Origin of the sequence: Streptomyces sp. NPDC058701, from assembly GCF_042715295.1 — a bacterium.
GTDB lineage: Bacteria > Actinomycetota > Actinomycetes > Streptomycetales > Streptomycetaceae > Streptomyces.
The window spans coordinates 88,361-100,813 of sequence record NZ_JBHXSY010000023.1 but is presented as its reverse complement, the minus strand read 5'-3'; the positions used below and the strand labels follow the sequence as shown (position 1 = coordinate 100,813).

The following is a 12,453-nucleotide window of genomic DNA, read 5'->3' as shown; positions in this document are numbered from 1 at the left end:
GATCCGCATGATCGTTTGATCGGTGCCGTGGCCGTTCCGACTTCCGGGGTCGTGGCCGGAACGGGCCTGGGGCATGGCACGCTTGGGGGCATGGCCGCTCAGATCAACCCCAGCATCCTGTCCGCCGACTTCGCCCGCCTCGCCGAGGAGGCAAGGGCGGTCGAAGGAGCCGACTGGTTGCACGTCGACGTCATGGACAACCACTTCGTCCCGAACCTGACGCTCGGGATGCCGATCGTCGAGTCGCTCAGCCGGGCCACGGACATCCCGCTGGACCTCCACCTGATGATCGAGGACCCTGACCGCTGGGCCCCGCAGTACGTCGAGGCGGGGGCCGGATCGGTCACCTTCCACGCGGAGGCCGCGGCCGCCCCCGTACGGCTGGCGCGGGAGATCCGGGCCAAGGGGGCGCGGGCGTCCATGGCGCTCAAGCCCGCGACGCCGATCGAGCCGTACGAGGACCTCCTCCCCGAGCTCGACATGCTGTTGATCATGACCGTCGAGCCGGGCTTCGGCGGCCAGTCCTTCCTCGACATCATGCTGCCCAAGATCCGCCGGACCCGGGAGCTGATCGCCAAGCACGGTCTGGAGCTGTGGCTCCAGGTCGACGGCGGGGTCTCGGCCTCGACCATCGAGCGCTGCGCCGAGGCCGGAGCCGACGTCTTCGTGGCGGGCAGCGCGGTCTACGGGGCGGTGGATCCGGCCGCCGCGGTGCGTACGCTGCGCGAGCAGGCGGGCGTGGCGATCGCCGCGGCGCCGTGGGCTTGCGACCACTGAGTCGAGCGTTGGTGGACAGCTCGGTGAACGGCAGCCGTCCAGGCTGATCAACGGCCGCCGGATCTGACAGGATGAACGGCGAGTCGAGAGTGTGAACACGAGAGTGTGAACAGCAGTGAGGAGAACGCGGTGTCTGCAATGTCGGCGGGACGGTCAGCCCTGCGGATGGGACCCGCGGAGCTGGTGCAGGCGGCGGCCATGGCCCGCCGCTTCTACCTGGAGGGCAAGTCCAAGATCCAGATCGCCGAGGAGTTCGGCGTGAGCCGCTTCAAGGTGGCTCGGGTCCTGGAGACCGCCCTCGAACGTGACCTCGTGCGCATCGAGATCCGGGTGCCGGCGGAGCTGGACGCGGAGCGCTCCGACGCGCTGCGCGCGCGGTACGGGTTGCGGCACGCGGTGGTCGTCGAGTCGCCGGCCGACGCGACCGAGGACGCGCCCGACCCGGAGAACCTGGGGGCGGTAGCGGCCGACCTGCTGGGCGAGCTGGTCAACGAGGGTGACGTACTGGGCCTGGCATGGGGCCGCTCGACCATCCACATGGCGGCGTCCCTGCACCGGCTGCCCCCCTGCACCGTCGTCCAGCTGACGGGCGTGTACGACGCCGGAACCGCCGAGCGCGGCTCGGTGGAGGCGGTGCGCCGGGCCGCCCAGGTCTCGGGCGGCGACGCCCACCCGATCTACGCGCCGATGCTGCTGCCCGACCCGGCGACCGCGGCGGCGCTGCGCAGCCAGACGGGGATCGCGCGGGCCTTCGAGTACTTCGACAAGGTGACCGTCGCCGCCGTCTCCATCGGCTCGTGGGAGCCGGGGATCTCGACCGTGCACGACATGCTCAGCGACGAGGAGCGCGGCCACTACGCCTCGCTGGGCGTCGCGGCCGAGATGTCCGCCCACCTCTTCGACGCGGAGGGCCGGCGCGTGGGTCGCGACCTCGGCGAGCGGTGCATCACCGTCGAGGCGGACCGGCTGCGGCGGATCCCCGAGGTCGTGGCCATCGCGGGCGGCCTCCGCAAGGCGTCCGCCATCGGCGCCGTCCTGCGGTCGGGCCTGGTGACCAGCCTGGTCACGGACACGGCGGTGGCGGACTACCTGCTGACGGAGTCGCAGCCGGGGCTGCGGCCGGCGCTGGAACGCGCCGACCCGGACGACTAGCCGGTCTCTTTCGGATCCTGTCGGACCCGGCACGATCCGGAAGGGACGGCCCGGCGTGACCCGCCCCTCCGGCCCGTTCCGCTGCCCCGTCGTGGCCTCCCGCGGGGCGGATGGTGCCGGAATTGAGATCCGAACGGCGGACCGCGAGGCGGCCTGCTGGGCGCATACTGGTTCCAATGACTAAGTCCGCAGTACCTCGCCGCCATTTGCCGTCCAGCCCGTTCAAGGCCCCCGTGGAACCGCCGCTCCGGCAGTTCAGCGTCGGCGACCGGGTCACTCACGATGAGCACGGCCTCGGCCGTGTCGTCGGAATCGAGGAGGGGATCGCCGTTCTCGTCGACTTCGGCTCGGTCCAGAAACGCATCCTGAGTCCGTACACCAAGATGGCCGCGCTCTGAGGCCACCGGGCGATTCGCGGGCGAATCGGATGTTTGGCACGATCGGTGCATGATCTTCAGGAGCGTGCCCCGATCGTTGCCGCGTCTCCTGGGGGCCGTGTTCCTCTGCGCCGCACTGGTCGGTGCGGTGGGCTGCGGCGGGTCGAATCCCGCGCCTACCGCCTCGGGCACCCGTGCGAGTCCCGGAACGAGTTCCGGTGCGAGTACCGCCCCCGGTGACGTGCCCGGCCGTTCGCCCGGTGGCGCGTCGAGTGCCGCCGCCCCCGGATGGGCGAAGGGGATGGCGACCGTACGCGCCGACGCGCTGCCCCGCCATGCCCGGGACGTCCTCGCGCTCATCGACGAGGGCGGGCCGTACCCCCACCGCCAGGACGGGACCGTCTTCGGGAACTTCGAGAAGGTCCTCCCCCGGCAGAAGCGCGGCTACTACCACGAGTTCACCGTGAGGACGCCGGGGGAGCGGGACCGCGGGGCCCGGCGGATCGTGACGGGCGAGGGCGGGGAGTTCTTCTACACGGACGACCACTACGAGACCTTCAAGGCGGTCATCCGATGACCCTGGACCCGCAGCCGCTCGCCCCCGTGCTCGCCGCCGCCGAGGAGGCGGGGTGGACGACCGTACGGCTCGACCTGGACGGCGTACGGACCAAGTCCGGCCTGATGCGCCGGGCCGGGGCCTCGCTGGACGTGCCGGAGTGGTTCGGGGGGAACTGGGACGCGCTGGCGGACGCGCTGCGGGACCTGTCGTGGCTGCCGCGGGCGCCGGGGCGGCTGCTGGCCGTGACCTCCTGGCGGTCGTTCGCCGCGGCGCGGCCGGCCGACTGGGAGACGCTGCGGGAGGTCCTGGAGGAGGCGGTCGACTTCTGGCGGGAGCGGCCGGAGCCGGAGGGCGCGCCGCCGCTGACGGTGCTGCTGGCCGAGTCGGGCGCCCCGCGGACGCGGGGGCGGCGCGACGACGGCTGAGCGCCCCGACCCCCGGGCCGGCTCGGCGCGGAGCGGCCGGGCGGGACGCGGGCGGGCCCGCCTCCCGTCACCGGGCAGGACTTCGGTCGTACGCGGCGGTGGTGGTCACGATGCGGGGCCGGGCTTCACGGAGTCCGCACCGCCGGCCATGTCGGGGCCCTGGGCGCGGACCCGGTGGACCGCGTCCAGGGAGCCGCGCAGGTCCGCCAGCCAGGCGTCGGTGTTGCTTCCGACGAGGCGTACGCACCAGGCCAGGGCGTCGGCGCGGCTGCGGGCGACGCCGCCGGCGACGAGGGTGTCCAGGACCTGGCGCTCCGACTGCCGCAGGCGGGTCATGACGGGGACGGCGAGGTGGGTGAAGAGCGTGGTCTCCCCGCCCGACCGCACCCCCCAGGCGACCTTGCGGCGGTACAGCTCCTCGGCTTCGCGGGCCACCTCGATGCGCTGGTCGCGGGTGCGCTCGCGGAACTCGCCGACGGACTCGCCCGCCGGGACGGTGCCGACGACGGTGATCTCTTCGCGGTCGGCCGTGACCGAGACGAGGGACGCGAAGACGTCCTCGGGCAGGCGCTCGGCGAACCACGTGCGGAGCTGTTCGCCCTGTTCGGCTGTAATCATGTAATCAACGTTGCCTTCGGCGCCGTCTTGATCGCAAGGGGACGGCGCAGAGGGACCGCGCTCGGGGAGCTAGAGGGCCGCGCACGGGGAGACCGTGCGAGGAGCGCGGACGGTGAACCGGGATGCGCGTTCGGACGCGCGTTCGGGATTCCGGACCCCCGTGAGGGCCGGATCCGGGGCGGGCCCGGCGGAACCCGCTGCCGGGCGCCGAAATCTGGGTAGCGTGTGCGGGGAGGGCGCCGGTGGGCGGCGATCGGCCGTCCGGTGTCCCGGCGCACGGGCTGGGGCGCCCCGCGCGACGGGGCGGACGGCCGTTCTCTCGGTCACCCAGCCATGGGATCCAGCTGGTCGCGGGGGAGGCCCGGATGGTTCGCGCAGTCCTGCCGGAGAGTTCCGCGAAGGAAGTCTCCGAACTGATCGACGCCCTGATCCCCGTGCTCTTCGAGTCGTTACCCCGGCGGGACCAGCGCAACTGGGCCCGCGTCTATCTGAACGGACTCGTGCGGGCCAAGGGGAAGAAGACGATCCGCAACATCGCCGGAACCGGTACCGGTCCCGTGGAGCAGAGCCTCCAGCAGTTCATCAGCACGTCCCCCTGGGAGTGGACGCCGGTACGGCGCTCCCTCGCCCGGCACCTCGAACGGAGCGCCCGGCGCCCGCTGGCCTGGGTGCTGCGGCCCCTGGTCATCGAGAAGGCGGGCGACCGCTCCGTGGGCGTCGGCCGGCAGTTCGTCCCGCAGCTCGGCCGCACCGCCAACTGCCAGCAGGCCAGCGGCATCTGGTTCGCCTCCGGCGAAGCCGCCTTCCCGGTCGAGTGGACCCTGACCCTCCCCGGGCCCTGGACCGGCGAACCCGTGCGCCGGCGACGCGCCGGCATCCCCGAGACCGCGCGCTCCCTCAGCCCGGCCGAGGACGCCGTGCTCGCCGTGCAGCGGATGGCCGCGACCTGGCAACTCCAGCGCCGGCCCGTGGTGATGGAGGTGGCCAATGCCGATCTGGCGCGGAGCGCCGAGTCGTTCGCCCTCCAGGACATCCCCTTCGTCTTCGAGGTCGACGGCTCCCTGCCCGTCTCCTCCGGCGGCGCCGGGCGGCACAAGCACGGGCCGCACAAGCACGGGCCGCACATCACGCCCGCGCGGGAGCTCGTCGACTCCCTGCGCTCCCAGCGCCGCGCCGTCGAGTGGGCCCCTCCCGGCGGCGCCGCGGACGCGGTGACCCTGCTGGCCGCGGCCCCGGTCCTCCCCGTCCCCTGCGGGGACCGGCCCGCGCCCGCGCCGGCCGTCCCGCTGCTGCTCGTCGGCGCCTGGTCCGGCGCCGCCCAGCCGCCCTCCGGTTTCTGGATCACCAACATCGGCGACCGGCCCCTCGCCCAGCTGTTCCTGCTGGCCAAGCTCGCCGACCGGGTCTCCCTCGACTTCGCGGAGACCTGCGAGCCCCTGGGCATCCGCGACTTCGAGGGGCGCTCCTTCCGCGGCTGGCACCACCACGCCACGCTGGCGAGCGTGGCCCATGCGGCGACGCTCCTGACCGGTCGCGGCCGGCCGCCCGACGGCCGTACCGGCCCCGCCCGGCGGCCCGGGACGGCGGCCGCCCCGCCGCGGCCGCTCATCCCGGGGCAGTCCCGTACCGGAGGGACCAAGGTCCCGTAGGAAACGACCAGGCGGCCCGGAATGTCCTGGACGATCGGCCCGGGCGGCGCGCACGCCAGGACGTGGGAGGATGAAGTACGTGCGTTTCCTCGGCTGCCCTGTCAGCCATCAAGAAGGATCCTTCGATCGACTGGGATGTTCAGCACGTGCGTTTCCTCAATGACCTGAAGCCGCCGTACGACCTGACGTACGACGATGTGTTCATGGTGCCGAGCCGCTCCGCGGTCGGTTCCCGCCAGGGCGTCGACCTGTCCGCGCCCGACGGCACCGGCACCACCATTCCGCTGGTCGTGGCCAACATGACCGCCATCGCGGGACGCCGGATGGCCGAGACCGTCGCGCGTCGCGGCGGCATCGTCGTCATTCCGCAGGACATCCCGATCGAGGTCGTCACCGACGTCATCTCCTGGGTGAAGACCCGCCACCTCGTGCTCGACACCCCGATCACGCTGGCGCCCACCCAGACCGTCGCGGACGCGCTGTCCCTGCTGCCCAAGCGCGCCCACGGCGCCGGCGTCGTCGTCGACGCCGAGGGCCGGCCGGTCGGCGTCGTCACGGACCACGACCTGACGGGCGTCGACCGCTTCACGCAGCTCTCCGAGGTCATGTCGAAGGAGCTGCTGCTCATCGACGCCGACATCGACCCCCGCGAGGCTTTCAACAAGCTCGACGCCGGCCACCGCAAGCTGGCCCCGGCCGTCGACGAGGACGGCAGGCTCGTCGGCATCCTGACCCGCAAGGGCGCCCTGCGCGCGACGCTGTACACCCCCGCCACCGACGCGAACGGCAAGCTGCGCATCGCGGCCGCCGTCGGCATCAACGGCGACTTCGCGGCCAAGGCCAAGCAGCTCCTCGACGCGGGCGTCGACACGATCGTCATCGACACCGCCCACGGGCACCAGGAGTCGATGATCACCGCGATCAAGGCCGTCCGCGCCCTGGACCCGCAGGTCCCGATCGTGGCCGGCAACATCGTCGCGGCCGAGGGCGTCAAGGACCTCATCGAGGCCGGCGCCGACATCATCAAGGTCGGTGTGGGCCCCGGCGCCATGTGCACCACCCGCATGATGACCGGCGTGGGCCGCCCGCAGTTCTCCGCAGTGCTGGAGTGCGCCGCCGAGGCCAAGAAGTACGGCAAGCACGTGTGGGCCGACGGCGGCGTCCGCCATCCGCGCGACGTGGCGATGGCGCTGGCCGCCGGCGCCTCCAACGTCATGATCGGCTCCTGGTTCGCCGGGACGTACGAGTCCCCGGGCGACCTCCAGCAGTCCGCCGACGGGCGCTTCTACAAGGAGTCCTTCGGCATGGCCTCGGCCCGCGCGGTCCGCAACCGCACCTCCGAGGAGTCCGCCTACGACCGTGCCCGCAAGGCGCTGTTCGAGGAGGGCATCTCCACCTCGCGCATGTTCCTCGACCCGGCCCGCCCGGGCGTCGAGGACCTGATCGACTCGATCATCGCGGGCGTCCGCTCCTCCTGCACCTACGCCGGTGCCGCCTCCCTCGCGGAGTTCGAGGAGAAAGCCGTGGTCGGCATCCAGTCCGCCGCCGGCTACGCCGAGGGCAAGCCGCTGCACGCCAGCTGGAGCTAGTTCCCGGCGGTGCGCCTCCCCGTGGCCCCGGCCGTCCCGCGAGGACGGCCGGGGCCACGGGCGTTCCCGGCCCGGGTGCCTGCCGCAACGCCGCAACGCCGCAACGCCGCGCCTGCCGCAACGCCGCGCCCGCCGCGCGCGTCAGGGCCAGGCGTGCGCGTCAGGGCCCGGCGGGGCCGTCGCCCGGCGGTGAACTGTGCACGCCCGCACGGTACTTCGGGATCCGTACCGTCACCTTCATGCCCGCGCCGACCCCCGTCTCGACCACCAGCCCGTACGGGTCCCCGTACACCTGCCGGAGCCGCTCGTCGACGTTGGGCAGTCCGACCCCCGAGGACGAGCCGCCCCGCTCCCCGGCCAGGATCCGGCGCAGCAGGTCCGGTTCCATCCCCACCCCGTTGTCCTCCACCGTGATCACGGCCTCCGAGCCCGCGTCCCGCGCGGCGATGGTGATGCGGCACTCCGCGGTGGAGTCCTCCAGCCCGTGCTTGACGGCGTTCTCCACCAGCGGCTGGAGGCAGAGGAACGGCAGCGCCACCGGCAGCACCTCGGGCGCCACCCGCAGGGTCACCTTCAGCCGGTCCCCGAACCGCGCCCCGGCCAGGGCGAGGTACTGCTCGATGGAGCGCAGCTCGTCGGCCAGCGCGGTGAACTCCCCGTGCCGGCGGAAGGAGTACCGGGTGAAGTCCGCGAACTCCAGCAGCAGGTCCCGGGCCCGCTCCGGATCGGTCCGCACGAACGAGGCGATCGCCGCCAGGGAGTTGAAGATGAAGTGGGGGGAGATCTGCGCCCGCAGCGCCTTGATCTCCGCCTCCATCAGCCGCGTCCGCGACCGGTCCAGCTCGGAGAGCTCCAGCTGTACGGAGACCCAGCGCGCGACCTCGGTCGCCGCCCGCACCAGCACCGCCGACTCCCGCGACCCGTACGCCACCAGCGCGCCCAGCATCCCGTCCTCGCCGGTGAGGGGGGCCACCACCGCCCACTTCAGCGGGCAGTCGGGCCGCTCGCACCCGGTGCGCACGCTCTGGCTGCGCCCGGAGTCCAGCGTCTCCGCGACCCGGGCCATCGCCCGCCGCCCGTGGTGGTCGGCCCCCGGCCCGTCCCAGGCCAGCACCGACTCCCGGTCGGTCAGGCACAGGGCCTCCGTGCCCAGCAGCGACCGCAGCCGGCGGGCCGCCTTGCGGGCCGCGTCCTCGGTCAGCCCGGCGCGCAGCGGGGGAGCCGCCAGCGAGGCGGTGTGCAGGGTGTGGAAGGTGGCCCGCTCCACCGGCGTCCCCAGGTCGACCGCCGCCCGGCCGTCGTGCCGGGCGTGCAACCGCCCCGCCGCCCAGCCCGCCGCCAGCAGCAGGGCCGCCGCCGCCACCGCGAGGAGCACGGTCACCGCCCCGGTCACCGGACGCCCCCCACCCGGTCGCCGGCGACGCCCTCCGGCAGGTGCAGCCGGGCCAGGGTGGCCGCGGTGCCGCCCGGTACGCGCGCGCGGGTGCCCAGTGACACCAGGACCATGGTCAGGAACCCCAGCGGCACCGACCAGGCCGCCGGCCACGCCAGCAGCGTGTGCGCCCAGCCGGCCGGGGCCAGCCCCGCACGGGTCGTCAGCACCGCGCTCAGCGCCGCCCCGCCCCCGGTGACCAGTCCGGCCACCGCGCCCGGCGGGGTCAGCCCGCGCCACCAGATCCCCAGCACCAGCAGCGGGCAGAACGACGAGGCCGACACGGCGAACGCCAGCCCCACCGCGTCCGCCACCGGCACGTCCCGGGCAGCCACGCTCCCGGCCAGCGGCACCAGGACCGCGACGAGCACCGCCCGGCGGAAGCTGCGCACCCCGCGCGAGGGCAGCACGTCCTGGTGCAGCACCCCGGCCACCGCCATGGTCAGCCCCGAGGCCGTCGACAGGAACGCGGCGAAGGCGCCCCCGGCCAGCAGCGCCCCCAGCAGCTCCCCGAGCAGCCCGCCCAGCATCCGCTCCGGCAGGACCAGCACGGCCGCGTCCGCGTCGCCGGTCAGGGCCAGTTCGGGGGCGTAGATCCGGCCCAGCGCCCCGTACACCGGCGGCAGCAGGTAGAAGACGCCGACCAGCCCGAGCACGACCAGCGTGGTGCGGCGCGCGGCCCGCCCGTTGGGGCTGGTGTAGAAGCGCACGGCCACGTGCGGCAGCCCCATCGTGCCGAGGAAGGTGGCGAGGATCAGCCCGTACGTCGCGTACAGCCGGTACCCGCGCTCGTCGCCCGACAGCGGCTCCGACCAGCTGGACACGCCGAGCCCGGCCTCCGTCCGGGTGCCCGGGACGGGGGTGCCGGGGGTGAACTCCAGCCGCGCGTGCGCCCGTACGGAGTGCTCCCCGGCGGCGAGGACCAGCGGGGCCGCCTCGTACGCCCGCCCGTCCACCTGGCCCGTGACCGTCACGGCGAGCGGCGCCTCCACCGACAGCCGTACGTCCTCGGCGACCGTGACGGAGGTGTGCCGGCCGAACACGGCCGGGGCGTCGAAGGAGGCGCGCGGGGCGCCGTCCCCGGCCCAGGCGGCCACCAGGAAGAACGCCGGGACCAGCAGCGCGGTGAGCTTGAGCCAGTACTGGAAGGCCTGTACGAAGGTGATGCTGCGCATTCCGCCGGCGGCCACGGCGGCGCCGACCACGACGGCGACGACCACCCCGCCCACCCAGTGCGGCGCGCCGGTGAGGATCTCCAGGGTCAGCCCGGCGCCCTGGAGCTGCGGCAGCAGGTACAGCCAGCCGACCCCGACCACGAACAGCACCGCGATGCTGCGCACGGCCTGCGACTCCAGCCGGGCCTCCGCGAAGTCCGGCAGCGTGTACGCGCCCGAGCGGCGCAGCGGGGCCGCGACCAGTACGAGGAGCACCAGGTAGCCGGCCGTGTAGCCCACCGGGTACCAGAGCATCTCGGGGCCCTGGAGCAGCACGAGCCCGGCCACCCCGAGGAAGGAGGCGGCGGAGAGGTACTCCCCGCTGATGGCGGCCGCGTTCAGCCGCGGGCCCACGGTGCGCGAGGCGACGTAGAAGTCGGAGGTGGTCCGCGATATCCGCAGGCCCAGCGCGCCGACCAGGACGGTGACGAGGACGACGACGGCGACCGCGGTCAGCGCGTACGTCTGGTTCACCGGTCGGTCCTTCGGCTGGAGGAGGGTGACCGGAGTCTATGCACGGCCCGGGAAGGGGCAACAGGCGTGAACCGGACCGTGCGCGGGCCCGGACGCGGGCGGCGGCGGTCGGCGCGGTCCGGGGTGGGCGGCGGGCGTCGGATGGCCGCGCCCCCGATGGCCGCGCCCCCGGCGGCCGTCCTCAGCCGGTCGCGTGGCGGGTCAGCAGGTCCCGCAGCTCCCGCGCGTGCCGGCGGCTCACCTGGAGCTCCGCCGTCCCGACCCGGACGCTGGTCGTGCCCGCGTCCAGCCGGAGCTCGTCGATCCGGCGCAGCGCCACCAGGTGGCGGCGGTGGATCCGGACGAACCCGCGGGCCGCCCAGCGCTCCTCCAGCGTCGACAGGGGGATGCGCACCAGGTGGCTGCCGCCGTCGGTGTGCAGCCGAGCGTAGTCGCCCTGGGCCTCCACGTACGCGATGTCGGCGATGGCCACGAAGCGGGTGACCCCGCCCAGTTCGACGGCGATCTGGTCCGGGACGCGGTCGGCTGCGGGCACCCCGGCGCCGGGCCGGCGCTGACCGGGTACGGCGGCCGCGGGCACCGCCGCGACCGGCGCGGCGGACGTGGTCCCCGTACCGGGAGGGACCTCCCCGGCACCGCGGCCCAGCTGCGCGCACGCGCGGCGGACGGCCTCGGCCAGACGCTCGGGACGCACGGGTTTCAGCACGTAGTCCACGGCCTTGAGGTCGAAGGCCTGTACGGCGAAGCCCTCGTGGGCCGTGACGAACACGATCAACGGCGGCCGGGCGAACCCGGCCAGCAGGCGGGCGATGTCCAGGCCCGTCAGCCCGGCCATGTGGATGTCGAGGAAGACCACGTCGATGCCGTCGTCCCCGTCCGGCCCGCCCTCCAGCGCCCGGGTGATCCGGAGCAGGGCCCCGGTGGCGTCCGAGGCGCCCTCCGCGCGGTGGATCCGGGGGTCGGAGCGCAGCAGGAAGAGGAGTTCCTCCAGGAGCGGCTTCTCGTCGTCGACGGCCAGTACGCGCAGCATGCCGCCGAGTGTAGGCACGGCCGCGCCGGGGCGGAACGGTGCGCGGCCCCCGCCCGGGGGGAGGGGGGCGGGGGCCGCGCGGTTCCGGTCGGTGGGGGAGGTGGGGTCGCGGGCGGGGTCCGCGGTCCGCGGCTACTTGACGGTGATCAGCTTGCCGTCGGGGGACACGGCGTACCAGGTGCCGCCGACGCCCTGGCCGTTGGTGTCACCGGCCTTCTTGTCGCCGGAGAAGGTGTAGACGGGCCAGCAGTCGACGCTCTGCTGCTTCTTGCCGTCCGGACGGTCCAGGACCCGGTAGTTCTTCTCGATGATCCCCTTGGCGTTCGCCTTGTCCACCGGGGGCACGGCCGGCCACTTCTCCAGGCAGGCGCCCTCGCACTTGGAGACCATCGGCCACTGCGTGTCGGGCTTGAACCGGTAGACGGTCATGCCCTTCCCGTCGACGATGTGATCGCCCAGCTTGGGGTCGTTGGCGACGGCGAGCGCCGCGTCCGCCTCGACCGCACCGCCCGCTCCGGCGCCCCCCTCCTCGGGGGCCGGCGCCGGCGCCGGGGCGGCCGCGGCGGCCTTGGCGGCCTTCTTGCCGTCCGGGCCGAAGGCGAACCAGACGCCGCCGACGCCCTGGCCGTTGACGTCGCCCGCCTTGGTGTCCTTGTTGAAGCGGTACGCGGGCCAGCCGGCCACCGTCAGCTGCTTGCTGCCGTCGGTGCGCTCGACCTCGCCCAGCAGGGCGGGGTCCATCCCGGCGGCGGCGGTGACGTCGCCCGCGGAGACCACCGGCCAGGTCTTCTCGCAGTCGCCCTCGCAATTGGACTTCGGCGGCTTGGCGACGTCCTTGTCGAAGCGGTAGAGGGTGAGGCCGGAGCCGTCGGTGAGGACCTGCCCGAGCTGCGCGTCGGCGGCCGCCGCGAGCTGGCCGGCGGGCTTGGCCCCGGCCCCGGCCCCGGCCCCGGCGGCCGCGTCCGCCACCGGAGCGCCGTAGGGGTCCTGGGCGGAGGCGGCACCGGCGGGCTGGGTGGTGTCGGCGGCCTTGTCGTCCGACGGGCCACAGGCCGTCGCCGCCAGGGCGACGACGATCGCTGCCGCTGCAAAGGTGGTTCCGCGCTTCATGCCCATGTCGATCTCCCACGTGTGTGTCCGTCATGTTGTCTCCGCCG

12 protein-coding genes are annotated in these 12,453 nt (G+C 74.1%); 7 read left to right on the top strand and 5 right to left on the bottom strand.

The features are described from left to right. Positions 1-90 precede the first annotated feature (90 nt). From rpe to ACFWW8_RS23650, 5 genes are all read left to right on the top strand, one after another. Positions 91-777: a ribulose-phosphate 3-epimerase gene (rpe, locus tag ACFWW8_RS23670; RefSeq protein WP_386530991.1), complete on the top strand. Its 687-nt coding sequence runs from the start codon at positions 91-93 to the stop codon at positions 775-777. A gap of 138 nt (positions 778-915) precedes the next feature. Then, entirely contained in the window at positions 916-1,929 is a 1,014-nt protein-coding gene (locus ACFWW8_RS23665) for a sugar-binding transcriptional regulator (protein WP_386531029.1), read from the top strand. A gap of 176 nt (positions 1,930-2,105) precedes the next feature. After that, positions 2,106-2,327 carry a CarD family transcriptional regulator gene (locus ACFWW8_RS23660; RefSeq protein ID WP_031145007.1) on the top strand — a complete coding sequence of 74 codons (222 nt, stop codon included), beginning with the start codon at positions 2,106-2,108 and terminating at the stop codon, positions 2,325-2,327. 49 nt (positions 2,328-2,376) lie between these two features. Continuing rightward, positions 2,377-2,883 carry a ribonuclease domain-containing protein gene (locus ACFWW8_RS23655; protein WP_386530989.1) on the top strand — a complete coding sequence of 169 codons (507 nt, stop codon included), beginning with the start codon at positions 2,377-2,379 and terminating at the stop codon, positions 2,881-2,883. Next, positions 2,880-3,290, top strand: a complete 411-nt coding sequence (locus ACFWW8_RS23650; protein WP_386530987.1) for a barstar family protein — start codon at positions 2,880-2,882, stop codon at positions 3,288-3,290. Before ACFWW8_RS23655 ends, ACFWW8_RS23650 begins: the two co-directional genes overlap by 4 nt. Before the next feature lie 105 nt (positions 3,291-3,395). Here ACFWW8_RS23650 and ACFWW8_RS23645 read toward each other — a convergent pair whose 3' ends face one another. Further along, entirely contained in the window at positions 3,396-3,908 is a 513-nt protein-coding gene (locus ACFWW8_RS23645; protein WP_386530986.1) for a hypothetical protein, read from the bottom strand. A gap of 365 nt (positions 3,909-4,273) precedes the next feature. On the opposite strand from ACFWW8_RS23645, the gene ACFWW8_RS23640 reads away from it, so the two are divergent. Both ACFWW8_RS23640 and ACFWW8_RS23635 read left to right on the top strand, forming a co-directional pair. After that, complete coding sequence (locus tag ACFWW8_RS23640; protein WP_386530984.1) at positions 4,274-5,557, top strand: IS701 family transposase; 1,284 nt, start codon at positions 4,274-4,276, stop codon at positions 5,555-5,557. A gap of 146 nt (positions 5,558-5,703) precedes the next feature. Then, a complete protein-coding gene (locus ACFWW8_RS23635) occupies positions 5,704-7,146 on the top strand; it encodes a GuaB1 family IMP dehydrogenase-related protein (RefSeq protein ID WP_386530982.1) in 1,443 nt (480 codons plus the stop codon). A gap of 160 nt (positions 7,147-7,306) precedes the next feature. Here ACFWW8_RS23635 and ACFWW8_RS23630 read toward each other — a convergent pair whose 3' ends face one another. The 4 genes from ACFWW8_RS23630 to ACFWW8_RS23615 all read right to left on the bottom strand — a co-directional run bounded on the left by ACFWW8_RS23630 (position 7,307) and on the right by ACFWW8_RS23615 (position 12,412). Beyond that, positions 7,307-8,539: a histidine kinase gene (locus ACFWW8_RS23630; protein ID WP_386530980.1), complete on the bottom strand. Its 1,233-nt coding sequence runs from the start codon at positions 8,537-8,539 to the stop codon at positions 7,307-7,309. Then, positions 8,536-10,266 (bottom strand): cation acetate symporter, encoded by a 1,731-nt coding sequence (locus tag ACFWW8_RS23625; RefSeq protein WP_386530978.1) that lies wholly within the window; start codon positions 10,264-10,266, stop codon positions 8,536-8,538. Before ACFWW8_RS23625 ends, ACFWW8_RS23630 begins: the two co-directional genes overlap by 4 nt. A gap of 181 nt (positions 10,267-10,447) precedes the next feature. Further along, positions 10,448-11,296, bottom strand: a complete 849-nt coding sequence (locus ACFWW8_RS23620; protein WP_386530976.1) for a LytR/AlgR family response regulator transcription factor — start codon at positions 11,294-11,296, stop codon at positions 10,448-10,450. 132 nt (positions 11,297-11,428) lie between these two features. Then, the gene (locus tag ACFWW8_RS23615) at positions 11,429-12,412 is read right to left on the bottom strand and encodes an SCO0930 family lipoprotein (RefSeq protein WP_386530974.1); all 984 of its coding nucleotides are present in this window, start codon (positions 12,410-12,412) and stop codon (positions 11,429-11,431) included. Between the last annotated feature and the right edge of the window lie 41 nt (positions 12,413-12,453).